Source organism: Bacillus cereus group sp. BfR-BA-01360 (assembly GCF_022663595.1).
Lineage (GTDB): Bacteria > Bacillota > Bacilli > Bacillales > Bacillaceae_G > Bacillus_A > Bacillus_A cytotoxicus.
In genome coordinates, this window is the sequence record NZ_JAKUFV010000027.1 from 20,033 (window position 1) to 45,053 (window position 25,021).

Below are 25,021 nucleotides of genomic sequence, written 5' to 3' on the forward strand. Positions count from 1 at the left end.
GCCATGAAGCACGTAACATTATTACCACTGGATTTACAATATGCAGAAATTATTTTCACATTATCAAGTGATGCACAGGTAAAAAATGCATTAGGAATAAAAGTAGAGAAAATCGAAGACACAAAGGCGTTCCTTCTTTTCGCAATAGAAGAAGAACGCCAAAAGAAATCTTTATCGAGAATGATTGTAAATGAAGAGAATGAAATAATCGGTCTCACCACGCTTAAGCATATTAATTATGAAAAGAAACAATCTCACATTGGTAGTTGGCTTGGCTATCCTTACTGGGGAAAAGGATATAATGAGGCTGCTAAAAAAGAAATCTTTAAAATCGCTTTTTTAGACTTACAACTTACATATGTATTCGCTGGTGCTAAAAAGGCTAATATTCGTTCTTTAAAAGCACAAGAGAAATTACCTTACATTTCATTGCATGTGGAAGATAGATTCCCCGATGAGCACTCTGCTTTAGAGAAAGAAGTAAAATCTTCTTGTGTACTGCATGTCGTGTCACGTGAGAAATTTCTAAATTGGCTAGACCTACAAAATGAGGAGGAAAAATATGAGGGGATTAAAAATTAGTTTAACCATTGTAGTAGAATTAGTCCTTATCTATCTTTTTTCAAAATGGGTCGGTTGGTCATTTATGGATACCTTTTTCCTCGGTACTTTAACAATATTTGCAATTACATGGCTCATTATTATGAGTAAACATAGAAATAACATGACAAATCACGCAATAAATAAAACATTAGCTGGCGTTGAGACCGGTGAAATACGACCATTTCAAATTGTTGCGACTCCGTATATTATAGGCACCCTTTTCCTTGTCTTCATAAGTTTTGTTATCACCGCTATTTATTATCTGCCCTATTTCCTATAAAAAAGCACTCGTGATTATCACGAGTGCTTTTCTACTATGCACGAGAAACGTATTTACCTTCTGCTGTATTGATAACAAGCATTTCACCTTCATTAATGAAGATTGGTACTTGTACAACAAGACCTGTTTCTAATGTAGCTGGTTTTGTTACGTTAGAAGCTGTATCACCTTTAATACCTGGCTCTGTTTCAACAACTTTTAACTCAACAGTGTTTGGAAGCTCCACACCAAGTACTTCACCTTGATATGTCATAATTGACACTTCCATGTTTTCTTTCAAGAATTTTAGTTCGCGCTCGATTTGAGCTTCACTAAGTTCAATTTGTTCATACGTTCCGTTATCCATGAATACGTGAGCCTCACCGCTCGCGTATAAATATTGCATACGACGGTTTTCGATATGTGCTTTCTCTACTTTTTCACCTGCGCGGAATGTTTTCTCTTGAATAGCTCCTGTACGTAAGTTACGTAATTTAGAACGAACAAATGCCGCACCTTTACCTGGTTTTACGTGTTGGAATTCAATCACCTGCCAAAGGTCGTTATCCACCGTAATTGTTAAACCTGTGCGAAAATCGTTTACTGAAATCATGCAAAAAATCCTCCTGTATGTTACAAAATAATAAGTTCTTTTGGAGATTTTGTAATTACTTCATTACCTTCACTCGTTACAATGATATCATCTTCAATACGTACACCACCAACACCTGGAATATAAATACCTGGTTCTACTGTCACAACCATCCCTGGCTCAAGTACTGTTTCAGATCGGTATGCTAATCCTGGTGCTTCATGAACTTCAAGGCCCAGGCCATGACCTGTCGAATGGCCAAAATACTCACCATATCCTTTTTCCGCTATGTAGTCACGTGTTAATGCATCGGCTTCACGACCCGTTAACCCAGCTTTCATGCCATTTACACCACGAAGCTGCGCTTCTAAAACAACATGATAAATTTCTTTTAATTTATCTGACGGTTCACCGACTGCAATGGTACGAGTAATATCAGAACAATATCCTTTATAATAGGCGCCGAAATCTAACGTTACGAAATCTCCTGTTTCTATCACTTTTTCAGATGCCACACCGTGCGGCAATGCTGAACGTAGTCCCGAAGCAACGATAATATCAAACGAAGAAGATGTTGCTCCTTGTTTTCTCATGAAAAATTCAAGTTCATTTGACACTTCAATTTCAGATACTCCTGGGTGAATGAATGATAGAATATGTTCAAAGGCAGCATCTGCAATCTGTGCAGCTTCCTTTAATATCTTAATCTCTGAATCCGTCTTAATCAAGCGTAACTTTTCTACAAGCCCAGAAGTCGGGATAAATTCTGCTGCAATGGCTTCTTTATGTGCTGTATAAGAACTATATGTGAGAGTATCTTGCTCAAAACCAAGTTTTTGAATTCCTAAGTTGTTCACTTGGTTCGCCACTTCATCAAGAATCGGGCCTGTATGCTGTACAATTTCATAGCCAACAGCTTGTTTACTAGCTTGCTCTACATAACGGAAATCTGTAATGAATAGAGCATGCTCTTTCGAAATCAGTACGACACCCGCTGTCCCTGTAAAACCAGTCATATATCTACGGCTATATTCATTCGTTAATAAAATCCCATCAATACCAGCTTCATCAAACGCACTTCTTAATTTCGTAATCTTTTCCATTGATTTAGGCCTCCCCCAGTTTCTCCAACAATGCAAATAATGCTAGCTTATAGCCATAAAAACCAAATCCAACAATCTGACCTGCGCAAACTGCTGCTGTCACCGATTCATGACGAAATGATTCACGCTGATGGATGTTAGAAATATGTACTTCAATAACTGGAATCGAAATGCTTGCAATAGCATCTCGAATCGCATAGCTATAATGCGTAAATGCTCCTGGATTTAGAATGATTCCCTCATATATGCCATCCGCTTCATGAATGGTATCAATAAGAGCACCTTCATGATTCGATTGGAAACATTCTAATCCTACTCCCAATTTTTCAGCTTCTTGTTTCATATCTGTTTCAAGTGTCTCTAACGTTCCTTTCCCATACACATTTACCTCTCGAACACCGAGACGATTTAGATTAGGACCGTTTACGAGGAGTACTTTCTTCATCTTTTTAAAACTCCTTAATATAAAGAATATATATTTCATATTCTAACATAGGAGTCACTTATTTGAATAGTTTGTCTTCTCTGTATCTTCTCCTTGATTTACATTATTCGCCTCAAATGAAACAGAATAGGAGATGAATACACCATATAAAATAAAAATGCAAATTGTGGTTGTAACGGTTTCTTTCGGTAAATGCATTGCATTTTTAATAACCGGCGCAATTGAACCTAGTCCTAAAAATAAAAGACTCCACCAAAACAAACCATACAAGAGGCCGGGAAGTACCCCCTCAAACTTTTTAAAAAAAGTCTTATAAAGAAATGCTACTACAATAGAAAAAAATCCAATACAGATAATGCCTGCTATATTTCCCCAAACACCTTCTTTCCAATCTCCAAGTGCAAATGGCAAAAGTAAATAATTTGTTCCAACCTCTGTAAAAGAGAAAATATGAAGAAAATACCATATACTCCCCCAGAAAACACCACCAAATAAACCAATTTGTACAAAATTGTTTATTCCAGTTTGTTCCTGTTTCACATTCAACACCTCCGCTTACTAGTATGTCCGAAAGTCGTTTGAAGCATGTTTAAATCATGCGAAATTTGTCTATAAAAAGAATAAGAAATGTCTTACCTTCGTAACATTTTTCCTTGTCATCTGCTTGTATTTGTCGATAAAATAAAGGAAACTCGGTAATTGTCAAATATGCCTTGACAGAACCAAGTATGACAATTGCCTCTTTTCTACACAAGAGAGAAACGGATACAGGTTGGTGTTAAACATGTCAGAACAGTCAAAACAAATATATGGCGGGCAAGCAGTCATAGAAGGAGTTATGTTTGGCGGTAGAGAATATACTGTTACAGCGGTTCGTCGTAAAGACAAAACAATCGAATTTTATCGATTGCCACGCGTTCGTAATAAAATATCATCTGTGTTTAAAAAAATCCCATTTTTACGAGGCATTGCCGCTATCATTGATGCAAGTGCTAATGGAGCAAAGCATTTAAACTTTGCCTCAGAGCGATTCGATGTTCATCCAGAAGATGATCAACAACTTGCAAATAAGAAAAAAGAACAATCAAAATTAACGATGATATTAGGAGTAGCAGCTGTCGGAGTGTTATCGTTCATATTTGGAAAAGTGATTTTCACAGCAATTCCTGCACTATTAGCAGAATTAACGCGACCTATTTTCCCATCTCATACTGGGCAAATTATCGTTGAAAGCGTGATTAAGCTTATATTGTTGCTAGGCTATATCTACTTTGTTTCCTTAACTCCACTTATTAAGAGAGTATTTCAATATCATGGTGCAGAACATAAAGTGATTAATGCATATGAGAATAACCTTCCGTTAACTGTAAAAAATGTTCAAAAGCAAACTCGTCTTCATTATCGATGCGGTAGTAGCTTTATTATCTTTACCGTAATTATCGGAATGTTTGTCTACTTTCTTGTTCCAACAGATCCTCTTTGGGTTCGAGTTGTAAATCGTATTTTATTAATTCCAATCGTTCTTGGAATTTCTTTTGAAGTCTTACAGTTCACCAACCGATTACGTGATATTCCTATTTTACGCGTATTAGGATATCCTGGGTTATGGCTTCAACTTTTAACAACAAAGGAACCTACTGATGATCAAGTTGAAGTTGCAATCGCATCATTTCACGAATTATTACGGTTAGAAAATAAACAACAATCATGATAAAAAAATGATGTTCAACTCCTTTCCTCATCGCTAATATACTAATTTTAATACATGTTTTTAGGAGGTGTTCCTTATGAACGGTCGTTCGTTTATGTTCGCTTTTGTTAGCATTATTATTGGATTAGCAATATTCGGCCTTGTTTCTTCAGCAATTACAAATCCAATAGGGATGCTACAAAACATTGGCCTTATGTTGCTTGTTCTCGGTATCTTTTACTTGCTATACAAAATGTTTACAAATTCTAGTGGTTCCGCCCATTCGCATAACTCTTACAAGCGTGCTGCGAAACAATCGAACCGCAAATACGGAAAGCAAAATGTAGCACCCCTAAGCAAATCTTTTTTAAAACGAAATCATACAGACGATAAAGGAAAGAAGGGGAATTCTCCCTTATTAAAACGAAAACGAAAGCAATCTCACTTAACAGTCATTGAAGGTAAAAAAAATAAAAAGAAAGACCGTGCTTCCTTCTAGGAAATACGGTTTTCTTTTTGCTTCATTTCCTTCTAAACAAAAAAGGAAACGCATTTGTTCCCTTTACTTACTTTGTTCTCCATTTGCTTTTTGAACAGCTCGAAGCGTCTCAATTCGAAAATCATCTTCCTCAAAATATTGTACTAAATCCCCAATGCGGTCAATCGCTTCCCAACTTAAATGATGCTCAATCCCTTCCACATCATTATAAATCTTACTTTCATCCACACCGATAATACGCATGAATTGCTCCAATAATTCATGGCGATATACAAGACGCTCTCCAATTTTTTTACCTTTTGCTGTTAATACTAGTCCTCTATATTTTTCATAAATTAGGTATTCATCTTTGTCTAATTTTTGTACCATTTTTGTTACAGAAGATGGATGTACACTAAGCGCTTCAGCAATATCAGATACACGGGCATAACCCTTTTCATCAATCAACAAATAAATTTGTTCAATATAATCTTCCATACTAGGAGTAGGCATCGGTTTCCTCCATCCACATTCATTTTGCTTATTCCGTACGAAGCAATCAATAAAATGATACACCAGAAAGAATGCCGTGACAAGAGATGAAACAAGCCAAACTATATAAAAAAGCAAACTTTTCAAACAGCCTTGTAAAGAGGCTGTTTTTTCTTCTGTCTAATTTTACAAATTAAAAATTTTCATAAAGAAACAAGAAAAATGCAAAATAATTAACGTAAATTGTTGACGTGATGCTTTTATTATCGGTATCATATTTCTTCGTGAGCAATTATTTTTCGTTATATGATTTTTTTATTATTACTTCATTTTGAGAGGAGAAATTTGATGTCACTTAAGAAGAAAACGCAAGTACGCACCGGCAAAATGGTACGTGAATTAATGTTAGCAGACGAAGATGTAAGTGCTTCACTAATTATGGTATATAGTGAAAACGGTGTAAATGCAGAAATTAAAATCGAGGGCTTAACGCCAAAATGTAACGAAGAATTATTCTTGAGCGGGAAAGTAGATTGGAACAAAAGTGTAATTTATAAAATTGTTGATTTCTCAGGAAACGCTGAAGTTGGTAAAGTTACACTGACAGCGATGAATAAAAATAATGTTTCCTTGCAAATTGAACGTGTAATGTGGACGAAGGAGAACAAAGAGGCGATAGCACAGGCAACGGCTGAAGAAACTCCAAAAGAAGAAGTAGCGATTTCAATGCCACAAGCAATTACAGCTACTCCAAAACCTAGCGCAGAAGCTCCTGTCGAAACAAAAAGACCTACTCCGGTACCAACACCGAAGCCTGTACATGTAGAAACAGTTACAAAACCAGCTGCTCCAAAGCCGGTAAAAATAGAAGAGTTTACTCCGGTTACCAAACAAGAAACAGTTCCCGTTACACCTACAAAACCGAAACAACCTGTTTTAACTGAAACAAATTCTAAACTACAAGAAAATTATGTGAAGCTTGTAAAAAAAGCAATCGAAGTTTGCCAAGATTATGAACTTGGTATTGACATAGATGATTCTGTTGAAGGTTTGAAAGAAGAGCTTACAAATCAAGGTATTAGTGTTACATTTGACAAAGAAATTATGGACGTTGTAAATCGTCTTCGCTCTTTACAAGAAAAAGGAATCAAAGTAGAAAAAGTACTTAATTTATTATAAAAAATAAGGATGTGGCTACAGCCATATCCTTATTTTTTATAATTCCATTCATCACTTTCATACTTTTCTTTTGCTAATGTTTCTACTTCATGAAGCTGTTCTGCTGTTAATGTATATGGCAGCAATTCTATGTTTAAACCTTTTTCAAATCCAGTATGAAAAGCTTCAATTAATTGTTCAATTGTAAATGTTTGATCTGTCAATTCATTAATTGCAACCGCTTTAGAAGAAAACATACTCTTCATGCGCTCTTTCATGCGCTCATTTGGAAATAAAAATAGATCGTACAGCTCATCTAAATCAATTTCTAACGGAATCGACCCATGCTGTAAAATCACACCTTTTTGACGTGTTTGAGCACTGCCCGCAATCTTTCTACCTTCCACAACAATCTCATACCAAGATGGCGCATCAAAACAGACTCCTGAGCGTGGATTTTTTAAATTCTCACGATCTGCTTCTGTTTTTGGAACTGCATAGTATGCATCTAATCCAAGTGCTTTAAATCCCTCTAATAGCCCTTGCGAAATAACTCGGTACGCTTCTGTCACTGTTTTTGGCATCTCTGGATGATCTTCAGATACAATGACACTATACGTTAATTCTTTATCATGCAATACACCTCTACCACCTGTTTGACGACGTACAAAGCCATATTTTTTTTCTTTTACTACATCCATATTAATATCCTTTTCCACACGTTGGAAGTATCCTACCGTTAACGTTGGAATTTCCCACTCATAAAAACGAATCGTCGGCGGCATTTTCTTTTCACTTTGCCAATTTAATAAACATTCATCTAACGCCATATTAAATGCCGGTGAACATTGACCAGAGTTAATATAACACCATTTTTCTTTTCCCATCCTGCACCTCATATAACCAATTATTTTTCACATCTTCTAGTCTACCAAATTCGACAAAAATTGTGAAAGAATACGAAAATTCTTCTTATAACCAATGTATCTGTTGCATAAATACACATGGACATTATAATATTGAAAGTAGGATAAGAAAAAAGGGAGCGATAGAATCGTGTCAACAAACTTAATGATTATATTAGCCATCATTCTAGCATTTATCGGCTACTCTGTATGGATGTATTTCTATCAAAAAAAATTAATTCAAACACTTTCAGAAGAAGAGTTTCGCGCTGGATACCGTAAAGCACAGCTTATCGATATTCGTGAAGCGGATGAATATAACGCTGGACATATTTTAGGTGCACGTAACATTCCACTATCACAAATTCGTCTTCGCTACAAAGAACTTCGTAAAGATCAACCGATTTATTTGTATTGCCAAAGTGGATTCCGTACAGGCCGTGCAGCTCAATTCTTGAAAAAGAAAGGCTACAAAGATTTCTACCAATTGCAAGGTGGATTTAAGACATGGACAGGCAAAATCAAAAAGAAATAATAGGAAAAACTAGCTGAAATATTCAGCTAGTTTTTTTCATATTGTTAGCAATATATAGTAAGTTCCGCTTAATTACTTCACTTTCTTGCTGTACGAATGTATTTCGATATAATAGTTGATATTCAAGTTCTTTTTCTTTCCAAATAAGCGTTGCAAATTCCTCTTCTCTTTCCCCGTCATCTTTATTTTTAAAATAAGCCGTCACTCCATTATTTAATCGTATTTGTTCTTGAAATCGATTTTGTTCTACAATATATGGGAAGCTATAAGAAAAATTAGCGACTGTTAACTCTATATAGTCCTTTCTTCCCCGCTCTTGTTGTTTATATTTAATCGTTAAGACCGCTTTTTCCTTTCCAATCTTCCTCACTTCTGCTTTGGCATCATCCATCATGTCGTATGGTAAAAAAGTCGGAACTTTAAATGATACTGGAAAATAGTTTGGAATATCTTTTACTAACATGGGACCAAACACTCTGTCCGCTCCCCCACCTGTTGTCTCCACAAATTGTTTATCTTCCTTTACCGTTTGCTGAAATGCACATGCACTAATAAATACACTAGAAATCATGAAGCAAACGAGTGCTTTTTTCAACCTGTTTCAGCCCTTTCCTATCGATTTCTTAGCGAATATAGCGTTCATTATTGTTCCTATTCGTCTTTTGTTCTGGGGCTCCTTTGAAAACTTTCCTCTTTATTCTCACACATTTTGACATTAAATTTTAAGACAAAAAAGACTCCCTGCTATTCTCACGCCCCAAATGAAAAGGTTACGCGAATAACAGAAAGCCTTTCTTATACCATAGTTTGTGAAAAGCTTTTCAGGTCAAGTCTTTTTCACTATTTTTTCCATTCTTACATATTTCCCTTTATAATACAGATAGAGGTGATACTCATGGTAAATATAAAACAAATTGCACAAACTGCTGGTGTATCTATAACAACCGTTTCTCGTGTATTAAATGACCATCCTTATGTGAGTCAAGAAAAGCGTGAACGTGTATTACATGCTGTAGAACAATTAAATTATGCAAAGAATATAAACGCCATTCATCTAATAAAAGGAAAAACATTTACAGTTGGTGTCATGCTTCCTTTTATCAACCTCCCCTACTTCAGTACGATTATTGAAGGAATTGGAAATGAAGCTTTAATCGCCGGATATCATATCAATTTATGCCAAACAAATTATGATAGTATCGAAGAAATTCGCGTCCTTGAAATGATGAAAATGAAACAATTTGATGGCATGATTATATGTTCCCGAACAAGTTCTTGGGAGCAAATCGAACCTTATTCCAAATTTGCACCTATCGTCTCATGTGAAAAACTAACACATCCTCTTATTTCCTCTGTCTATGTGGATCATTATGAAGGCTTTCGCATCGGTACAAACTATTTACTAAATAAAGGACATACACGGATCGGTGTCTGCCTAGCAAGACGAAAAAGTATAAGTACCTTACAGCGTGAAAAAGCTTTTGCTGATGTTCTTCAAACTGCTCAAAGAAGAGTGCAACCTGATTGGATGTTTTATCAATGTTACACGATGCAAGATGGTGCGAAAGTCTTACAACGCATGTTAAATATGAAAGAGCGCCCAACCGCTATTTTTGCTGCTAATGATCAAGTCGCTGCTGGTTTAGTAACAGAGGCAAAAAAACAAGGATTGCATATTCCAGAGGACTTAGCTGTTCTTGGCTTCGATAATCACGAGGTTTCCAAAGCACTTGAAATCACAACAATTGAGCATCCCGGACTCACAATGGGCGCCCGTGCTTTTTCTTTATTTCATAAGCAAATGCAAGCTGAACAAATTGCAGGCTATGCGGAAGAACTTCCATTCCATTTAATCGAACGAAAAACGGTATAAAGAGTGCTGAAATGAGTACTCTTTTTCTCATTCGGCGCATTGACTTTCAAACGATTCTCTTATACAATTAAACTAACGAACGGTAGGTAGGGGATGAAAAATGACAGCAAACCGTATTAAAGCTGTGGCACTTTCTCATTTCGCACGCTACGGCTATGAAGGAACCTCATTAGCAAATATCGCACAAAAGGTCGGAATTAAAAAACCATCAATTTATGCACATTTTAAAGGGAAGGAAGAGCTCTATTTCATCTGTTTAGAAGAAGCTTTACAAAAAGACTTACAATGCTTTACAGATGATATAGAATTCCTTTCAGAATCTCCCACTGAAACATTGCTTATAAATCTTCTAAAAGGTTACGCAAAACGTTTCGGTGAAAGTGAAGAATCCATGTTTTGGCTGCGAACTTCTTATTTTCCACCTGATGCATTTCGCGAACAAATTATCGAAAAAGCAAATGCTCACATTGAAAAAATTAGAGAAATTTTATTCCCGATATTCAAACGGGCAAATGAACAAGGTGAATTGCATAACATTGAAATAAAGGACGCTTTAGAAGCTTATTTATGCTTACTAGATGGCCTTATGGTCGAACTATTATATGCTGGTTTCAATCGCTTTGAGACCCGTTTAAAAGCCTCATGGAGTGTATTTTGGCGCGGTCTTTCAAAATGACGGATTGCTTTTCGCAATGCGTCATTTTTCAGCCCTTTACCTAACGACTGGTAGGAAGGAGGATTATATGTGGCTTGGATTTATGTCATTTTAGCTGGTATCATTGAAATTTTTTGGGTGATTGGACTAAAACATGCGGAGGCACCACTAGAATGGATTGGTGTTGTTCTTATCATTGCAATGAGTTTTATCCTGTTATTTAAAGCTTATAAAGATTTACCTGTTGGAACCGTCTACGCTGTGTTTACCGGAATTGGCGCTGGCGGTATCGTTCTCACAGAGATTTTCATCTTCGGTGAACCTGTTTCCATTGTAAAAATTTTATTTATCGCTTTAATCTTCGTTGGCGTAATCGGCTTAAAACAAGTAACAGGTGAAGAAAAAAAAGAGAAGGAGGTAGCATAAAATGGCGTGGGTATTTTTAATTCTTGCTGGTATTTGTGAAGTTACTGGTGTATTGTTTATGAAAATAGCTACGAAGAAGAAAGGCTGGCTCCCAAAACTTATTTTAATCGCCAACTTTGGCATAAGCTTCTTCTTTTTATCGCTTGCTATGAACGTTTTACCGATGGGAACAGCTTATGCAATTTGGACAGGAATAGGAACAGCGGGAAGCGCACTCTTAGGTATCCTCATTTTCCATGAATCAGCCGATTGGCGCCGCCTTGTCTTTTTAAGCTGCATTGTATGCGGTGCAATTGGCTTAAAATTATTGAGCTAATGTAAGATGACAGTCATGTGGAAAGAAAAAGGGAAACAAATTAGAACAATATTCATTCTTAGTATCGCCATTTTACTACAAATCAGCTTTCATATCATTGAATGGCTATTTCATAAAGTGATTGCAATTCTTACGTTTTTTCCAGACATGACTCTTAAAGTGATATCCATCGTGTGTTCGATTGTTGCATCCATCCTTATCATAATCATTTGGAGTATCGCTAAACTTTGGAACAATTTATTTAAAAAGGACAGCTCTTCTAAACAGAAGTAACTGTTCTTTTTTATTATTATGATTCGATTTCTTATTATAATCGGATGCGCTCAAGTGAAATTTTAATCAGTGGATGGTTCTTCATCCCTCTTCGTTTCCCTCCGAATCTTGAGGCGGGCGTCTTACTGCTCTAAAATAGCAGGATACAACATACTATTCCAACAATGACACCACTAATATCAATTTCCTATCGCTATTTCCTTTTTAGCTTTTATCGCTCTATCATATCTCTTTTTCTTTTGGACATACTATACAAAAAGGAGCTGATTATATGCAAAATTCCGTACATAAACATATTCTATTTTTATTTTTTCTATTTCTTTTTCTTATTATTTTTTTCAGCTTTCTATTACACACTCCGAATGAAACATCGAATAACGTTTTTGTTTATAAACTGCTGCTTTCCTATTGTCATTACTGAAAAAAGGTGTCTGCAAGTAAGACACCTTTCTTCCCTTTAAACGGACTACACTCTAAAATTCCCTTTGTTTAAATATGATAATTGAAACAAACATTGAAATGAAATAGCTCATCCATGCCACTATACTTAAAATACTTATGACTAGCATCACATTGGAAGATTGAAAAAACATTAACATAAGCCTTTCCTCAGCAAATACATTACACATGAATCCTTGTAAACCAAATATAGGAAAAAGTATAACGATTCCAAAAATAGTGAGCATTTGTTTATTCCCGCTATATTTCATAGGAAGAATCATGGCAGCATAAAGAATAGAAAAGAAACCCGCTATCAATAATGCATACCACGGAATATTGATATGATCTCTGAATAGTAGTACAGGTACTATTAACAAAACACATGTAATTATGAAACCAGCCATAATAAAAAATGCTGTCGATATATATTTAGCAATGACAATTTCCTTCCGCGTACAAGGTAAACTTACTAATATTTTTTCTGTACTATTTTTCTCTTCAGTTACTATAGAAAATGAAATCATGAACAGACAAGTAGCAAAACAAACAGTCGCTAACTGATACGGTTCAATAGACTGTTTTAGCATTCCATAAAAAGGAAAAATAAAGCAGATTAGAAAAATTGTTCTCTGTAAAAAAATATCCTTCAAAATTAACTGTTGCATACACATTCCTCCCTATATGTCACGCGTTTCATACATTCGAATGGTTATAAACATAGATGTGATATATATACTAGCTAATACAATTCCTCCTAGAATAATCATTCCAATATGTGCCGGAGCCATAATCCAATTACTGAATGATGATCCTTGATTCCATCTGTCAGTCATAAACATCCCAATTAAAATACCGATTCCCGTCGTTATTCCCGTACAAATTCCACGTACTACTTTTGACCCAACTCCATAATAACTAGGAAGTAATGTCACAATAAAAATAACTGAAAATAATAAGCCTCTTGCCACTATATACCATGGAATTTCAATATATAAACTAGGATGATATATACCAATATCTCCAATTCCAGCGATACTTCTTACAAGAAAAACAGCCAACATGGTTGCAATCATTCCACCAATAACAAATATTGCACTGGAAATATATCTGGCAATAACAATTTCCTTCCGGCTTACTGGTAAACTGTTTAACATTACGCCGCTTTTATTTCTTTCATCGATTGCTATTAATACCGTAGAGGAAGTAGCTGTTATAAGTAAGCAACTTGCTGGAAACAGTTTTTCTCCATCCGGATTCAACCCAAAAAATATGAATGGCACAATAACATAAACTAGCCAAACTACTCGAAAAAAGAATAAATCTTTATATATGAGTTGACGCATAAACACCGCTCCCCTTCGCCGTATACACAACAATATCATCCAAAGTTGGCTTTTCAAATATAACCTCTTCACCAAACCAATCAATCACCGCTTGTTTATCCCTCGCCAATCCTTCGAAACCAAATTTATTTTTCCGTAACCCGATGAAAAGTTCTTTTCCTTCTGGATCTAGTAAATCATTACTTCCTTTTACGATGACATAACTTTCTAATATTTCATCTTTCTCTCCCGTAAAAGCAATTTCACCATCGTTGATAAATGTAATGTAATCCGCAATACGCTCTAAATCGGTTGTAATATGTGTTGAGAATAGAACAGATATTTCTTCTTCCATCACAATTTCTTGGAGCATATCAAGTAGTTCACTGCGTACAACTGGATCTAACCCTGATGTTGGTTCATCCATAATAATCAGCTCTGCATGATGTGATAGCGCCATCGCAATTGCAAACTTCATTTTCATCCCTTTTGATAACTGCTTAATCTTTTTATTTTTTGGAACTTGTAATCGCTCCATATAGGATTGGTACTTCTCTTCATCCCATTTTTTATATAGTGGTGCGATAATTCGCTTCATTTGTTCACATGTTATATCTTCATAATATTGATTTTCATCATATACAAAACCTATATTTTGCTTAATTTCTTTTTCAGCTTTTTTATTGTCCTTGCCGAAGATTTTTATATCACCACCATCTCTTCTAACTAAATTCATAATCATTTTAATAGTTGTACTTTTCCCAGCACCATTTGGTCCGATAAACCCCATAATATATCCGCGCGGCAATGTAAAACTTACATTTTTCACTGCAAATCCTTGATAATTTTTACATACATCTTTTAACTCTAACATCTTTTTATTCCCCCTTATATAAACAAGCAATCATCTGCTCTAGTTCTTCGAATGAAAGCTGAAGAAGCTTGCTCTCATTTACAACTTCCTCCACTTTACTCTCCAATAAACGCAAACGTTGCTCCCGAATCAGCTCGCTATTTTTCTCTGATACATAAGTTCCTTTTCCTGCAACTGTTTCAATATACCCTTCTTTTTCAAGTTCTTCATAAGCACGTTTCGTCGTAATCACACTAATTTGCAATTCTTTTGCTAAACTACGAATTGATGGTAATTGTTCTCCTCCCTTTAGACCTCCATTTAAAATAAGCTGCCGCAATTGCTTACTAATTTGTTCATAAATCGGATCCGGGGAAGAATTTGAAATAATAATATTCATATTTCCCTCCATTATGTATATACTGTATATACTCTATATGTACAGTATATACATAATTTTATATTTTAGCAAGAAAAAAAGACCAACAATTTCCTGTTGGTCTTTTGTATATGTATCACTTTTCAAAGCGATCTAACATTTCATCTCTCATCCCAAAACTAACAACCGCAATTCCAACATACATAAAAATTAGAAATGCCGGATGTACCGTATTATACCAGCTACTATCAACAATTAAATAAATTGTCAACGCTACAACAAGCACAAACGCCACAATAAACATATAAAAGTGTCTTGTACTACCCATGATAAACTCCTCTCTTCTCGCTTCACCATTCAACAGTATATTTTAACGAATAATTCAATATGACTCAAGGTTAACTTTACTGTATGTAATCCAACTCAATCTTTACAATATCATTACAAGCGATTGAAATGATTGTACCTTTTTGATCGATTGCCGTTACTTCCTTATGATCCATCACACGATGTGCCACACGCTCTAGCATTTTCACATCATCTCGATAACAAAATTCTTTTATATCTTTAATCGTTTCTCCATTTTCTAAATAATATACCATTCGATAACACCTATAGCCCATCATTCCACCCACCTTGTTCGTTTTTTCACATATACATAAAAATGACTTATTTGCACGTTTAAGTTTCATGAATTTCAATAAAATTCTAACAAAAATAAACAAATTTATCAAACTGACTTTTTCACCAAAAACATGTAAAAAACGCCCGTTTTACTACATCGCAATACAAAAAAGATACATTTTCAACATTCTTTTTATATAATCTAGATCATTACTCTAAAAAAAGAACTCGCATATAACGAGTTCTCTTCATATCATCAAACTTGTACAGGAGTTGGCTTTTGATAGCGTAATATCGGCTTACGAGCAGCCATCGTTTCGTCCAAACGTGTAATCACTGTTGTATGCGGTGCTTCTTGTACAATCTCTGGATTCTCTTTTGCTTCTTTGGCAATTTGAATCATTTTATCAATGAAACCATCTAACGTTTCTTTTGATTCGGTTTCAGTTGGCTCAATCATAATACATTCTTCCACATTTAACGGGAAGTAAATTGTTGGTGGATGGTAACCAAAATCAAGCAAACGTTTTGCGATATCAAGTGTACGTACACCAAGTTTCTTTTGACGACGTCCTGACAATACAAATTCATGTTTGCAATGTCTATCAAATGGAAGATCGTAGTATGGTGCTAATCTTCTCATCATATAGTTTGCATTTAATACTGCGTTTTCCGTTACTGCACGCAATCCATCTGGCCCCATAGAACGGATATACGTATACGCACGAACGTTAATACCAAAGTTTCCATAGAATGGCTTCACGCGGCCAATTGCTTGCGGACGATCATAATTGAAGTGATATCCATTCTCTGTTTTCTCTAAAATTGGTTTTGGTAAAAATGGAATTAAATCTTCTTTTACACCTACTGGACCAGAACCTGGCCCACCTCCTCCGTGAGGACCTGTAAATGTTTTATGAAGGTTTAAATGCACCACATCAAATCCCATATCTCCCGGACGTGCTTGACTTAATACCGCATTTAAGTTCGCACCATCATAATATAATTTACCACCTGCATTATGAACGATCTCTGCCATTTCTAAAATGTTTTCTTCAAATAAACCAAGTGTATTTGGATTTGTTAACATAAGCGCCGCTGTTTCTTCATTCACAACGCGTTTTAAATCTTCTAAGTCAACAAGTCCATGTTCATTTGATTTTACGGTAATTGTTTCAAAGCCTGCTACTGTTGCAGATGCTGGATTTGTTCCATGCGCTGAGTCTGGGACAATAACTTTTGTACGATTATGGTCACCATTTGCTTCATGGTATGCACGAATTAACATTAATCCTGTCCATTCTCCATGTGCACCAGCTGCTGGTTGAAGTGTTACAGCATCCATACCAGTAATTTCAACTAAATGCTCTTGTAAATCGTACATTAATTCCATTGCCCCTTGCACGGTCTTTTCATCTTGAAGCGGATGAATATTTGCAAAGCCTGGGAAACGTGCCACGTTTTCATTGATTTTTGGATTGTATTTCATCGTACAAGACCCAAGAGGATAAAATCCAGAGTCAACGCCGTGGTTACGGTTTGAAAGCGCTGTGTAATGACGCATAATATCCAGTTCAGATACTTCTGGAAGTTCTGCATCTTCTGCTCGAATATAATTGTTCTCAAACACATCTTCTAATTTTACTTCCTCTACATCCAATTGGGGTAAGCTATATCCTACGCGCCCTTCTTTACTCATTTCAAAAATAAGTGCTTGGTCTTGGTTCTTCATTGGATAGCCCCCATTTCGTTTACAAGTGTGTCAATTTCTGCTTTTGTCCGAAGCTCTGTTACTGCTACAAGCATATGATTTACTAATTTTTCATCATCGCGACCTAAATCATAACCACCGATTATACCCTTTTGCAATAAAGTGTCGTTTATTTCTTTTACCGGGCGCTTGCAATCCACAACAAATTCATTGAAGAACGGCCCAGTAAATACTATTTTGAAACCTTTTTCTTCAAATTGGCGTTTAGCATATTGTGCTTTAGAAATGTTTTGACGTGCCATTTCCTTTACACCTCGTTTTCCAAGTGCAGTCATTGCCACTGATGCAGCTAATGCATTTAACGCTTGGTTAGAGCAAATATTAGATGTCGCTTTATCACGACGGATATGCTGTTCACGAGCTTGCAATGTTAATACAAAACCACGTTTACCCTCTGTATCTACAGTTTGTCCGACAAGACGTCCTGGAATTTTACGCATAAATGCTTTCGTTGTTGCGAAGTAACCGCAATGCGGTCCACCAAATTGTGTTGGAATGCCAAATGGCTGTGCATCACCGATTACAATATCAGCTCCAAATTTCCCTGGAGGTGTTAATACCCCTAATGATAGTGGGTTTGAAGATACAATAAATAATGCTTTTTGCTCATGGACAATCTTTTCAATATCAGCTAACTTTTCAATTTGTCCAAAGAAGTTTGGATATTGAACGATTACACAAGCCACAGTATCATCCATTTCACTTTGTAATCCGTCTAAATTTGTTACACCATCTTTATGATCAATTTCAACTACTTCAAGATGTTGTCCTTTTGCATATGTTTCTAGTACTGCTCTTGATTCTGGATGAACTGCTTTAGAAACAAGAATTTTCTTTTTACGAGTATGGCCTGCTGCTAACATGGCAGCTTCTGCTAACGCTGTACCTCCGTCATACATAGAGGAGTTTGCTACATCCATTCCCGTTAATTCACAAATCATTGTTTGGAATTCAAAAATTGCCTGTAATTCCCCTTGTGAAATCTCTGGTTGATATGGTGTATACGCTGTATAAAATTCTGAACGGGAAAGAACATGATCCACAATTACGGGTGCATAATGGTCATATACACCTGCTCCTAGGAAAGAAGCGTATTCTTTTAAGTTAGCATTTTTACGAGCAAGTCCAGATAGCTCTTTTAAAAGCTCTGGTTCTGACTTTGCTTGTTTAATTTTTAAATCCCCTTTAAAACGAACACTTTCTGGAATATCAGAAAATAATTCATCAATGGTTTGAACACCGATCGTTTCTAACATTTCTTTTTTGTCTTCTTCTGTCATTGGAAGATAACGATGCAACATGAAATCTACCCCTCTCCAGGTTACTTTGAACGTTTATAAAATGGTGTTGGAACAACTACTGCTTTCACGCGTTTTTTTCGAATTTCAATTTCTACTTCTGTATCAATTGCTGCATATTTTACATCAATTAATGCCAAACCGATGCTTTTTTTTAACGTTGGAGATTGTGTACCACTTGTTACTTCCCCAATTTTTTCTTCTCCTACATACACAGGATAATGCGTACGCGGAATACCGCGTTCAATTACTTCGATGCCAACTAATTTACGAGGTGCACCGTTTTCTTTATATTCTTTTAATACTTCTTTTCCAAAGAAATCTGCCTCTTTATTCGTTTTGACAGCAAAGCCAATTCCAGCTTCAATCGGTGTAATATCTTTTGATAATTCTTGGCCATAAAGCGGAAGCGTTGCTTCAAAGCGAAGCGTATCACGAGCTCCTAAACCACATGGCTTTAAGCTGTCTTCTTCTCCAACTTCAAGAAGTTTCTCCCAAATTTTTATAGCATCTTCACTCTTACAGTAAATTTCAAATCCATCTTCTCCTGTATACCCTGTGCGAGATACAAGTGCTGGAATGCCATCTACAAGAACATCATTTTTAAATTTAAAGAACTTAATTTCTTTTAAATCTTCTGACACAACTTTTTGTAAAATGCCTTCTGCTTTTGGTCCTTGAATTGCAAGTTGTGCAATTTCATTAGAAACATTGACCACTTTCGTATCGCCAATGACATGACTTGCTAACCATTCGTAATCTTTCTCGATATTCGATGCATTGATTACTAATAAGTAGTCTTCTTCACCACGTTTGTAGATTAATAAATCATCTACAGTACCACCATTTTCGTAACACATTGCTGTATATTGCGCGCCTCCTACCTTTAAGGTAGAGACGTCATTTGTAACAACGCGTTGTAAAAATGCTAAACTATCTGCACCTGTTACTTCTACTTCTCCCATGTGAGATACATCAAAAAGGCCTGCTGCTGTACGAACAGCTTCATGCTCTTCTTTAATGCTTGAAAATTGAACTGGTAATTCCCAACCACCAAAGTCGATTGTTTTCCCACCATACTTCGCATATACATCAAATAGCGGTGTACGTTGTAATGTAATCATGTTCCTTCCCCCTTATGCTGTCTATGACAAATCAATAAAAGTTGGCTTCCCTTATCTAAACATTTTTTATTTTGAAAAGATGGGATATACGGAATCTCAATATGTTTTTTTATGAAAGCGTAAATAAAAAAGTACTTTCTTGGATAAAATACGAAAGATTCCACACATTTCACACCATTATCCTAACATTTTTCGATCTATTTCATCAATATTCTAGCATAAAAAATAATTTAGAATTTTTCATCCTCATTATTTATAAGTGCATCTTTACCTCAAAATAATAGAATTTAGTATGTAAAGGTAAAAAGTGCAGCAAAAAATGTTTCAATTTATAGAAGGTGGGAGAGTTTTCATGAATGTCAATATTTCCGTAGATCGAGCATGGCAAAATGACTTTTTAAAGAGAATCGATGAAGACGGTCCATGGACGAATTGGAATTTATATGATTTAGCCTATAAAACAGAACAATCGCTACTTGTTCCTACATTTGATGGTCTACAAGCACCAAAGCATTTACCGCATTTCACTCCGCTTCCTCATCAATTAGAAGTCGCGCAAACGGTGATTGAACAAATGAACGGGAAAGCGATACTAGCAGATGAGGTAGGACTCGGAAAAACAATTGAAGCCGGGCTTATTTTAAAAGAATATATGGTACGTGGTCTTGTGAAAAAAGTACTTATTCTTGTGCCAGCTTCCCTTGTTTCTCAATGGTCATACGAACTCAATACAAAATTTTTTATCCCTGCAGTCGCTCAAAGAAAAAGTTACTCGTGGGAACAAGCAGATGTTATTGTGTCATCCATTGATACAGCGAAGCGCTCTCCGCATCGTGATATTATTTTAAATTTAGAATACGATCTCATCATTATTGATGAAGCACATAAACTCAAAAATAATAAAACAAAAAACTATGAATTTGCACAACGTTTAAAGAAGAAATTTTGCTTATTACTAACGGCGACACCTGTGCAAAATAAGATTGAGGAAATCTTTAATCTCGTTTCTTTATTAAAACCAGGTCATTTAGGGAATCAGTCTAACTTTGAAGAATATTATGCTTCAAAAAACCGCTCACCAGAGTCAGATAAAGACTTAAAAGCACTCATTAATAAAGTAATGGTACGAAATCGAAGAAATAGCACGGGAATTGATTGGCCGAAAAGACATGTCCAAACTATTTTTGTTAACTTTAATGAGGAGGAGAAAGCTCTATATCACGCGATTGAAAATTGGAAAGGCCAAGATGCTTTTTCTTCTGCATTCTCCTCTTTAACCTTAAAACGAGAAGCATGTAGCAGCCGGGAAGCTGTTTACTATTCATTAAAAAAATATGTAGAAAAAAGAAAAAAAGAGAACGCAAATTACATACCAGACCCATACATTGATGTTCTAATGGAGAAAATTAATCATATTTCATTTAACTCAAAAGCAAATCAAACATTAGAACTTATAAAAAAAATTAATGATAAAGTCGTTATCTTTACAGAATATAGAGCCTCTCAAATGTACTTGCAATGGTTCTTAAAACAACATGGTATTTCTTCTGTCCCATTTCGCGGTGGATTTAAACGCGGCAAAAAAGATTGGATGAAAGAATTATTCCAGCAGCACGCACAAGTGCTCATCGCTACTGAAGCAGGTGGCGAGGGAATCAACTTACAGTTTTGTAATCATATGATTAACTACGACTTGCCCTGGAATCCAATGCGACTTGAACAGCGCATCGGACGTATTCACCGACTTGGGCAAAAAAATGATGTTCATATTTACAATTTAGCTACGAAACATACAGTTGAAGAACATATTTTGAAGCTATTATATGAAAAAATCAATTTATTTGAGCGCGTCATTGGTGAGCTCGACGAAATTTTAACAAGAATCAATATGCAAAATATCGATGCGCATATTGAAGAAATTTTTGCAGAATCAAAAAGCGAAGGTGAGATTCGGATTAAAATGGAAAATTTAACATCTATCATTGATTTTGCAAAGCGCAATGAAGCTGAGGTGCAAGACTATGCAGCAACATGAAATTCATCATTACTTATGGAACTTTTTTAAAGCAAATGATTGTGAAATTTTGCAGCGCTCACCGCATCGATTGGATGTTCAGTTAACCATTGAAATGGATAAACGCTTAATGAATCGTCCTTTTTATTGGCATTATCTTGAGAAAACAGGTGGCATACCAAATCCGATGCAACTCTCTCTTATTACAGATCCAAATCATGCTGAAGAAGAAGGTGAACTCATTCACTATGGTTCACCTCGTCTGCACCAAATTTTCCAAACAACAAAAGAACTTGGATCGTATATTCGCTTGTTTGAAGATACAAAAGGGAGCGGTACAGCACATACCCCCCTCCACCCATGGCTTGGTGTAAACGTAAAAGTATGTTACCAATGTGATCGTAAAAAAGATATGCTGCACTCAATCGGCATTCACCTGATTTCAGGAGCGATGGTGAAAAATTTTCACGAGACATTAACAAAGATTTCTTTAACACCAAAAATACCTGATTTTTGTTTTACACTTACACCAATTATTAAGCCGCAAAGCGGATTACAACGCATAGAAGATACATTAAAAAATATGATTGAAACTGATGATCATACGTGGGCAAAAGAAGCCCGTATTCGTTGGAATCATGATTTAGAACTTCTAAACCGCTTTTACGAAGAAAGCGAGGAGCTACCCGAAAGCTACGAAATTGAAAAACAAGCATTAAAGGAGCAATACGAGCCTCGCATTACAATGCAAATCATTAATGGTGGTCTCTTTTATGTCACAGCGAACCATTTTCTTTCATAGAGAAAAGCCCCTTCATGTAAGAAGGAGCTTTTCTTATATTTTTCCATTATATTTCCTACCATCATTATGCTCTTGCTGCTGCTTCTCTGTCATACGCTTTTGATATGCTCGATCTTTTGCACTTACATGATTTGCATCTGTCGGAAGATTCTTTTTTGAACGCCCTACTCCATTGCTCATCTCTTTCACCTCTTATATTTTTTACTTCATTTTATTGTCAGCTAGTATCGCTCTCCTTATACAAAAATAAGAGAAGCATTTCACTTCTCTTATTCCTTCACATATTTCTGAAACATATCATGCAATCCTTGATTTACAAGGTGAGAGATTTGCTCGTCAGATTTGTCTGGATAACGATCACGTAACCTAATAGATGCTTTCACCATTAAATTTTCTAATACCGAACGGCCACCTTCTCCGTAAATAATTTCAGCATATTCTACAAGCCTTCCGTCCTCTAATGTTGCTGGATTATGATTAAAGAAAAATTTACTCATTGTCTCCACCCTCCTTTTGATAACGTTTATATTTATATAAATTATTTATGTTATTTTTTTCACAATATTGTATGCATGTATAGATGATTCGTTTCATTATAAGATAACATATCAATAAGAATAGCATAGATTTTCGTCAATTTTGTGAACAACCCGAAGGAATGAAAGCGTTTTAATTATTATACAACAAAAAAATCCCCTACGCTAGATACAATCTTTTCATCAATTGCAAATAAGCCCTCTTATTTCTTTTGTTAATCTTATACAATATTCAAACATTCTATTGTAAAATATAGGTACAAATCAAGGAGGGCAAAAATGAATCAAAATAAAAAAGCTATATACGACATTGTTTTTTATCTCGTCTTTCCTTTTCTTATTTGGAAATTCGCAAAAGCACATATTGACCCCTACTATGCAATGCTAATTTCTTCTGTACCAGGTATTCTGTATACACTGTACACGTTCAAAAAAGAAAGGCAGTTCAATATTACAGGTTTCTTTATTCTCATCACCCTTATCACGAATACAACTGTAGATTTATTATCCGGTTCCGCTGAGAAAATGCTTTGGAATGACGCCTATTATCATATCGTACTTGGGTGCATTGTGATTTGCACAATTTTTATAAAGAAGCCACTTATGTTATATTTTGCAGCTGATATTGCCGCGCTGCAAGGACATGATCGTGACAAAAGTCGTGCTCTGTATCGCAATAAGCGCATCTATCCTGCCTTGCAATATTTAACATTATTTTTTGGCCTCCAATTCATTTTGAAAAGCTTTTTAAAAATCTATTTCATTTCTGTTTTCGGCGTAGATGGATATGGTGAAATGAGAGCAATTATGACTGCTGTCGGTTGGGGAATCTCTATATGTATCGGTATCGGATTTGTATGGGTAAACAATAAAATACACACAGTCACTGAGGAACACGGGTCAATGTAAAATATAAAAATCCCCCGGCATGTGTCATGCTGGGGGATTTTTATAGGTATAAATCTGTCGAATTAATGACAAGTATATACTCGTCGAGAAAGATTGTACTATACCATTTACCGCAATTACTAGCGGTAAATGATTCCAATTGTGATTAGCTTAATTTTTTTCTTTTCTTTTTAACATTTTGATAAAGCAAAGCGGCACTAAGTGGCATCATACCGAACCATCTGTTTAAAAACGGCGCTTTTTCTGCACGGCGCTGCTCTTTCTTCTGTTTTCGATCCTCTTTTGGAGCATCCATATAAGATACAAATTGTTGCGTTACAAAACGCACATAATCATTAGTAGACATGTTTTTATCACCTCTACTTGAATAGTGTACCCACTTTTTCATGAATTAATCCGACGAAGAATTTCTTCCGTAACCTCTTGTATACTTTTATTTGTCGTATCAATCTGTATCACTGCCTCTTCATAAAAAGCACGACGTTCTTCAAACTTCGCTACAAAAGCTTCGACATTCTCCTTTTGAAATAGCGGGCGCGTTATATCTTCATGCAGCCGATCTGCAATTACATAAAGATCACAATATAAATATACAACTGTTCCATTCTCTTTCATCCACTCGCGATTCTCTATGCGCTCAACAATACCACCGCCTGTTGTAATAATTACATCCTTCGTTGGTAATGAGCAAAGCATCTCACTTTCATATTGCCGAAATGAACGCTCTCCTTCTTTTGCAAAAATATCACGAATCACTCGCCCTTGCTTCTCTTCAATTTTCTGATCTGTATCTATGACGTCAATACCAAGCTCTTTACTTAATGCCTTGCCAATTGTCGTTTTACCTGCTCCCATATACCCCGTTATATAAATAGCTCTCATGTTCATATCCTCTTTTCTATTCAATCGTGCCCAAAGTTTTATTTGTATTATAACGAAAGATTCTGCTTGTGATATAGATTTCTGATCTAAAATAACGGAAAATTGTAATTCCATACAAACATAAATTCCTCAATATCACTCTCATATTCCTCCATTTGAATCATCAAATTTTACAGTAGATAATCTAAAATGAAAAACATTTTGTTCTATGATGATGGCAATAGAACAAAACGTACTATAGACAGATCAATTTTTCCTGAAAG

At 35.7% G+C, this 25,021-nt stretch carries 34 protein-coding genes; 14 read left to right on the top strand and 20 right to left on the bottom strand.

Annotated features, from left to right (window positions below; genetic code table 11):
* The first annotated feature begins 3 nt into the window (after nucleotides 1-3).
* Both MR056_RS18835 and MR056_RS18840 read left to right on the top strand, forming a co-directional pair.
* Nucleotides 4-582: a GNAT family N-acetyltransferase gene (locus tag MR056_RS18835; RefSeq protein ID WP_048723603.1), complete on the top strand. Its 579-nt coding sequence runs from the start codon at nucleotides 4-6 to the stop codon at nucleotides 580-582.
* Nucleotides 563-883 carry a hypothetical protein gene (locus MR056_RS18840; RefSeq protein ID WP_048723605.1) on the top strand — a complete coding sequence of 107 codons (321 nt, stop codon included), beginning with the start codon at nucleotides 563-565 and terminating at the stop codon, nucleotides 881-883. Before MR056_RS18835 ends, MR056_RS18840 begins: the two co-directional genes overlap by 20 nt.
* A gap of 34 nt (nucleotides 884-917) precedes the next feature.
* Here MR056_RS18840 and efp read toward each other — a convergent pair whose 3' ends face one another.
* The 4 genes from efp to MR056_RS18860 are packed head-to-tail and all read right to left on the bottom strand — an operon-like array spanning nucleotide 918 to nucleotide 3,542.
* The gene (efp, locus tag MR056_RS18845; protein WP_012095350.1) at nucleotides 918-1,475 is read right to left on the bottom strand and encodes an elongation factor P; all 558 of its coding nucleotides are present in this window, start codon (nucleotides 1,473-1,475) and stop codon (nucleotides 918-920) included.
* Nucleotides 1,476-1,495: 20 nt separating this feature from the next.
* On the bottom strand, nucleotides 1,496-2,557 hold the full coding sequence (gene pepQ, locus MR056_RS18850) for a Xaa-Pro dipeptidase (protein WP_048723606.1): 1,062 nt from the start codon (nucleotides 2,555-2,557) through the stop codon (nucleotides 1,496-1,498).
* A 4-nt stretch (nucleotides 2,558-2,561) separates the two neighbouring features.
* On the bottom strand, nucleotides 2,562-3,002 hold the full coding sequence (aroQ, locus tag MR056_RS18855) for a type II 3-dehydroquinate dehydratase (protein WP_012095353.1): 441 nt from the start codon (nucleotides 3,000-3,002) through the stop codon (nucleotides 2,562-2,564).
* Nucleotides 3,003-3,056: 54 nt separating this feature from the next.
* A complete protein-coding gene (locus MR056_RS18860) occupies nucleotides 3,057-3,542 on the bottom strand; it encodes a YqhR family membrane protein (protein ID WP_012095354.1) in 486 nt (161 codons plus the stop codon).
* Nucleotides 3,543-3,786: 244 nt separating this feature from the next.
* On the opposite strand from MR056_RS18860, the gene MR056_RS18865 reads away from it, so the two are divergent.
* Both MR056_RS18865 and MR056_RS18870 read left to right on the top strand, forming a co-directional pair.
* Entirely contained in the window at nucleotides 3,787-4,713 is a 927-nt protein-coding gene (locus MR056_RS18865) for a DUF1385 domain-containing protein (protein WP_048723608.1), read from the top strand.
* A gap of 76 nt (nucleotides 4,714-4,789) precedes the next feature.
* On the top strand, nucleotides 4,790-5,191 hold the full coding sequence (locus tag MR056_RS18870; protein WP_012095356.1) for an SA1362 family protein: 402 nt from the start codon (nucleotides 4,790-4,792) through the stop codon (nucleotides 5,189-5,191).
* Between the two features lie 63 nt (nucleotides 5,192-5,254).
* Here the strand turns inward: MR056_RS18870 and mntR are convergent, their stop codons facing one another.
* On the bottom strand, nucleotides 5,255-5,683 hold the full coding sequence (gene mntR / locus MR056_RS18875) for a transcriptional regulator MntR (RefSeq protein ID WP_012095357.1): 429 nt from the start codon (nucleotides 5,681-5,683) through the stop codon (nucleotides 5,255-5,257).
* 327 nt (nucleotides 5,684-6,010) lie between these two features.
* Here mntR and MR056_RS18880 point away from each other — a divergent pair, with 327 nt between their 5' ends.
* Nucleotides 6,011-6,841, top strand: a complete 831-nt coding sequence (locus MR056_RS18880) for a hypothetical protein (protein ID WP_048723609.1) — start codon at nucleotides 6,011-6,013, stop codon at nucleotides 6,839-6,841.
* A gap of 29 nt (nucleotides 6,842-6,870) precedes the next feature.
* Here MR056_RS18880 and MR056_RS18885 read toward each other — a convergent pair whose 3' ends face one another.
* The gene (locus MR056_RS18885) at nucleotides 6,871-7,707 is read right to left on the bottom strand and encodes a lipoate--protein ligase family protein (protein WP_012095359.1); all 837 of its coding nucleotides are present in this window, start codon (nucleotides 7,705-7,707) and stop codon (nucleotides 6,871-6,873) included.
* Between the two features lie 169 nt (nucleotides 7,708-7,876).
* Between MR056_RS18885 and MR056_RS18890 the strand changes: the two genes are divergently transcribed.
* Complete coding sequence (locus tag MR056_RS18890) at nucleotides 7,877-8,260, top strand: rhodanese-like domain-containing protein (protein WP_012095360.1); 384 nt, start codon at nucleotides 7,877-7,879, stop codon at nucleotides 8,258-8,260.
* Nucleotides 8,261-8,282: 22 nt separating this feature from the next.
* On the opposite strand, the gene MR056_RS18895 is transcribed toward MR056_RS18890, so the two are convergent.
* Nucleotides 8,283-8,831, bottom strand: coding sequence for a hypothetical protein (locus MR056_RS18895; RefSeq protein ID WP_041810533.1), 549 nt, complete (start codon nucleotides 8,829-8,831; stop codon nucleotides 8,283-8,285).
* Nucleotides 8,832-9,155: 324 nt separating this feature from the next.
* On the opposite strand from MR056_RS18895, the gene MR056_RS18900 reads away from it, so the two are divergent.
* The 5 genes from MR056_RS18900 (at nucleotide 9,156) to MR056_RS18920 (ending at nucleotide 11,803) form a co-directional block, all read left to right on the top strand.
* A complete protein-coding gene (locus MR056_RS18900) occupies nucleotides 9,156-10,133 on the top strand; it encodes a LacI family DNA-binding transcriptional regulator (RefSeq protein ID WP_087099105.1) in 978 nt (325 codons plus the stop codon).
* Nucleotides 10,134-10,233: 100 nt separating this feature from the next.
* Nucleotides 10,234-10,809 (top strand): TetR/AcrR family transcriptional regulator, encoded by a 576-nt coding sequence (locus MR056_RS18905; RefSeq protein ID WP_087099107.1) that lies wholly within the window; start codon nucleotides 10,234-10,236, stop codon nucleotides 10,807-10,809.
* 69 nt (nucleotides 10,810-10,878) lie between these two features.
* On the top strand, nucleotides 10,879-11,214 hold the full coding sequence (locus MR056_RS18910; RefSeq protein ID WP_012095364.1) for a DMT family transporter: 336 nt from the start codon (nucleotides 10,879-10,881) through the stop codon (nucleotides 11,212-11,214).
* Between the two features lies 1 nt (nucleotide 11,215).
* Nucleotides 11,216-11,530 (top strand): DMT family transporter, encoded by a 315-nt coding sequence (locus MR056_RS18915; protein ID WP_048723612.1) that lies wholly within the window; start codon nucleotides 11,216-11,218, stop codon nucleotides 11,528-11,530.
* A 15-nt stretch (nucleotides 11,531-11,545) separates the two neighbouring features.
* On the top strand, nucleotides 11,546-11,803 hold the full coding sequence (locus tag MR056_RS18920) for a DUF3975 family protein (RefSeq protein WP_087095335.1): 258 nt from the start codon (nucleotides 11,546-11,548) through the stop codon (nucleotides 11,801-11,803).
* A gap of 473 nt (nucleotides 11,804-12,276) precedes the next feature.
* On the opposite strand, the gene MR056_RS18925 is transcribed toward MR056_RS18920, so the two are convergent.
* From MR056_RS18925 to gcvT, 9 genes are all read right to left on the bottom strand, one after another.
* Nucleotides 12,277-12,909: an ABC-2 transporter permease gene (locus tag MR056_RS18925; protein WP_087099109.1), complete on the bottom strand. Its 633-nt coding sequence runs from the start codon at nucleotides 12,907-12,909 to the stop codon at nucleotides 12,277-12,279.
* Between the two features lie 12 nt (nucleotides 12,910-12,921).
* Nucleotides 12,922-13,587: an ABC-2 transporter permease gene (locus MR056_RS18930; RefSeq protein ID WP_012095367.1), complete on the bottom strand. Its 666-nt coding sequence runs from the start codon at nucleotides 13,585-13,587 to the stop codon at nucleotides 12,922-12,924.
* Nucleotides 13,568-14,440 (bottom strand): ABC transporter ATP-binding protein, encoded by an 873-nt coding sequence (locus MR056_RS18935; RefSeq protein WP_087099110.1) that lies wholly within the window; start codon nucleotides 14,438-14,440, stop codon nucleotides 13,568-13,570. Before MR056_RS18935 ends, MR056_RS18930 begins: the two co-directional genes overlap by 20 nt.
* Before the next feature lie 4 nt (nucleotides 14,441-14,444).
* Nucleotides 14,445-14,819 (bottom strand): GntR family transcriptional regulator, encoded by a 375-nt coding sequence (locus MR056_RS18940; protein ID WP_012095369.1) that lies wholly within the window; start codon nucleotides 14,817-14,819, stop codon nucleotides 14,445-14,447.
* A gap of 115 nt (nucleotides 14,820-14,934) precedes the next feature.
* Complete coding sequence (locus MR056_RS18945; RefSeq protein WP_012095370.1) at nucleotides 14,935-15,126, bottom strand: hypothetical protein; 192 nt, start codon at nucleotides 15,124-15,126, stop codon at nucleotides 14,935-14,937.
* A gap of 76 nt (nucleotides 15,127-15,202) precedes the next feature.
* The gene (locus MR056_RS18950) at nucleotides 15,203-15,421 is read right to left on the bottom strand and encodes a DUF3929 family protein (protein WP_041810008.1); all 219 of its coding nucleotides are present in this window, start codon (nucleotides 15,419-15,421) and stop codon (nucleotides 15,203-15,205) included.
* Between the two features lie 257 nt (nucleotides 15,422-15,678).
* A complete protein-coding gene (gene gcvPB, locus MR056_RS18955; protein WP_087099112.1) occupies nucleotides 15,679-17,154 on the bottom strand; it encodes an aminomethyl-transferring glycine dehydrogenase subunit 2 in 1,476 nt (491 codons plus the stop codon).
* Nucleotides 17,151-18,494, bottom strand: coding sequence for an aminomethyl-transferring glycine dehydrogenase subunit GcvPA (gene gcvPA / locus MR056_RS18960; RefSeq protein ID WP_087099114.1), 1,344 nt, complete (start codon nucleotides 18,492-18,494; stop codon nucleotides 17,151-17,153). Before gcvPA ends, gcvPB begins: the two co-directional genes overlap by 4 nt.
* A gap of 20 nt (nucleotides 18,495-18,514) precedes the next feature.
* Nucleotides 18,515-19,615, bottom strand: a complete 1,101-nt coding sequence (gene gcvT / locus MR056_RS18965; protein WP_012095374.1) for a glycine cleavage system aminomethyltransferase GcvT — start codon at nucleotides 19,613-19,615, stop codon at nucleotides 18,515-18,517.
* Nucleotides 19,616-19,967: 352 nt separating this feature from the next.
* Between gcvT and MR056_RS18970 the strand changes: the two genes are divergently transcribed.
* Together MR056_RS18970 and MR056_RS18975 are read left to right on the top strand one after the other, a co-directional pair.
* Nucleotides 19,968-21,650: a DEAD/DEAH box helicase gene (locus tag MR056_RS18970; protein WP_087095342.1), complete on the top strand. Its 1,683-nt coding sequence runs from the start codon at nucleotides 19,968-19,970 to the stop codon at nucleotides 21,648-21,650.
* Complete coding sequence (locus tag MR056_RS18975) at nucleotides 21,637-22,431, top strand: YqhG family protein (RefSeq protein WP_012095376.1); 795 nt, start codon at nucleotides 21,637-21,639, stop codon at nucleotides 22,429-22,431. Before MR056_RS18970 ends, MR056_RS18975 begins: the two co-directional genes overlap by 14 nt.
* Before the next feature lie 33 nt (nucleotides 22,432-22,464).
* On the opposite strand, the gene MR056_RS18980 is transcribed toward MR056_RS18975, so the two are convergent.
* Together MR056_RS18980 and MR056_RS18985 are read right to left on the bottom strand one after the other, a co-directional pair.
* Entirely contained in the window at nucleotides 22,465-22,611 is a 147-nt protein-coding gene (locus MR056_RS18980; protein WP_012095377.1) for a hypothetical protein, read from the bottom strand.
* 89 nt (nucleotides 22,612-22,700) lie between these two features.
* Complete coding sequence (locus tag MR056_RS18985) at nucleotides 22,701-22,928, bottom strand: hypothetical protein (RefSeq protein ID WP_012095378.1); 228 nt, start codon at nucleotides 22,926-22,928, stop codon at nucleotides 22,701-22,703.
* A gap of 318 nt (nucleotides 22,929-23,246) precedes the next feature.
* On the opposite strand from MR056_RS18985, the gene MR056_RS18990 reads away from it, so the two are divergent.
* Nucleotides 23,247-23,876: a VC0807 family protein gene (locus MR056_RS18990; protein ID WP_087099116.1), complete on the top strand. Its 630-nt coding sequence runs from the start codon at nucleotides 23,247-23,249 to the stop codon at nucleotides 23,874-23,876.
* Nucleotides 23,877-24,021: 145 nt separating this feature from the next.
* On the opposite strand, the gene MR056_RS18995 is transcribed toward MR056_RS18990, so the two are convergent.
* Nucleotides 24,022-24,222, bottom strand: coding sequence for a YqzE family protein (locus tag MR056_RS18995; RefSeq protein WP_048723620.1), 201 nt, complete (start codon nucleotides 24,220-24,222; stop codon nucleotides 24,022-24,024).
* 38 nt (nucleotides 24,223-24,260) lie between these two features.
* Nucleotides 24,261-24,758, bottom strand: a complete 498-nt coding sequence (locus tag MR056_RS19000) for a shikimate kinase (RefSeq protein ID WP_087099123.1) — start codon at nucleotides 24,756-24,758, stop codon at nucleotides 24,261-24,263.
* Nucleotides 24,759-25,021 lie beyond the last annotated feature (263 nt).

Coding starts and splice junctions, on each gene's coding strand:
- MR056_RS18835 (WP_048723603.1), top strand. CDS start 4: ATGAAGCACGTAACATTATTACCACTGGATTTACAATATGCAGAAATT.
- MR056_RS18840 (WP_048723605.1), top strand. CDS start 563: ATGAGGGGATTAAAAATTAGTTTAACCATTGTAGTAGAATTAGTCCTT.
- efp (WP_012095350.1), bottom strand. CDS start 1,475: ATGATTTCAGTAAACGATTTTCGCACAGGTTTAACAATTACGGTGGAT.
- pepQ (WP_048723606.1), bottom strand. CDS start 2,557: ATGGAAAAGATTACGAAATTAAGAAGTGCGTTTGATGAAGCTGGTATT.
- aroQ (WP_012095353.1), bottom strand. CDS start 3,002: ATGAAGAAAGTACTCCTCGTAAACGGTCCTAATCTAAATCGTCTCGGT.
- MR056_RS18865 (WP_048723608.1), top strand. CDS start 3,787: ATGTCAGAACAGTCAAAACAAATATATGGCGGGCAAGCAGTCATAGAA.
- MR056_RS18870 (WP_012095356.1), top strand. CDS start 4,790: ATGAACGGTCGTTCGTTTATGTTCGCTTTTGTTAGCATTATTATTGGA.
- mntR (WP_012095357.1), bottom strand. CDS start 5,683: ATGCCTACTCCTAGTATGGAAGATTATATTGAACAAATTTATTTGTTG.
- MR056_RS18880 (WP_048723609.1), top strand. CDS start 6,011: ATGTCACTTAAGAAGAAAACGCAAGTACGCACCGGCAAAATGGTACGT.
- MR056_RS18885 (WP_012095359.1), bottom strand. CDS start 7,707: ATGGGAAAAGAAAAATGGTGTTATATTAACTCTGGTCAATGTTCACCG.
- MR056_RS18895 (WP_041810533.1), bottom strand. CDS start 8,831: ATGATTTCTAGTGTATTTATTAGTGCATGTGCATTTCAGCAAACGGTA.
- MR056_RS18900 (WP_087099105.1), top strand. CDS start 9,156: ATGGTAAATATAAAACAAATTGCACAAACTGCTGGTGTATCTATAACA.
- MR056_RS18905 (WP_087099107.1), top strand. CDS start 10,234: ATGACAGCAAACCGTATTAAAGCTGTGGCACTTTCTCATTTCGCACGC.
- MR056_RS18915 (WP_048723612.1), top strand. CDS start 11,216: ATGGCGTGGGTATTTTTAATTCTTGCTGGTATTTGTGAAGTTACTGGT.
- MR056_RS18920 (WP_087095335.1), top strand. CDS start 11,546: ATGTGGAAAGAAAAAGGGAAACAAATTAGAACAATATTCATTCTTAGT.
- MR056_RS18925 (WP_087099109.1), bottom strand. CDS start 12,909: ATGCAACAGTTAATTTTGAAGGATATTTTTTTACAGAGAACAATTTTT.
- MR056_RS18930 (WP_012095367.1), bottom strand. CDS start 13,587: ATGCGTCAACTCATATATAAAGATTTATTCTTTTTTCGAGTAGTTTGG.
- MR056_RS18935 (WP_087099110.1), bottom strand. CDS start 14,440: ATGTTAGAGTTAAAAGATGTATGTAAAAATTATCAAGGATTTGCAGTG.
- MR056_RS18940 (WP_012095369.1), bottom strand. CDS start 14,819: ATGAATATTATTATTTCAAATTCTTCCCCGGATCCGATTTATGAACAA.
- MR056_RS18945 (WP_012095370.1), bottom strand. CDS start 15,126: ATGGGTAGTACAAGACACTTTTATATGTTTATTGTGGCGTTTGTGCTT.
- MR056_RS18950 (WP_041810008.1), bottom strand. CDS start 15,421: ATGGGCTATAGGTGTTATCGAATGGTATATTATTTAGAAAATGGAGAA.
- gcvPB (WP_087099112.1), bottom strand. CDS start 17,154: ATGAAGAACCAAGACCAAGCACTTATTTTTGAAATGAGTAAAGAAGGG.
- gcvPA (WP_087099114.1), bottom strand. CDS start 18,494: ATGTTGCATCGTTATCTTCCAATGACAGAAGAAGACAAAAAAGAAATG.
- gcvT (WP_012095374.1), bottom strand. CDS start 19,615: ATGATTACATTACAACGTACACCGCTATTTGATGTATATGCGAAGTAT.
- MR056_RS18970 (WP_087095342.1), top strand. CDS start 19,968: ATGAATGTCAATATTTCCGTAGATCGAGCATGGCAAAATGACTTTTTA.
- MR056_RS18975 (WP_012095376.1), top strand. CDS start 21,637: ATGCAGCAACATGAAATTCATCATTACTTATGGAACTTTTTTAAAGCA.
- MR056_RS18980 (WP_012095377.1), bottom strand. CDS start 22,611: ATGAGCAATGGAGTAGGGCGTTCAAAAAAGAATCTTCCGACAGATGCA.
- MR056_RS18985 (WP_012095378.1), bottom strand. CDS start 22,928: ATGAGTAAATTTTTCTTTAATCATAATCCAGCAACATTAGAGGACGGA.
- MR056_RS18990 (WP_087099116.1), top strand. CDS start 23,247: ATGAATCAAAATAAAAAAGCTATATACGACATTGTTTTTTATCTCGTC.
- MR056_RS18995 (WP_048723620.1), bottom strand. CDS start 24,222: ATGTCTACTAATGATTATGTGCGTTTTGTAACGCAACAATTTGTATCT.
- MR056_RS19000 (WP_087099123.1), bottom strand. CDS start 24,758: ATGAGAGCTATTTATATAACGGGGTATATGGGAGCAGGTAAAACGACA.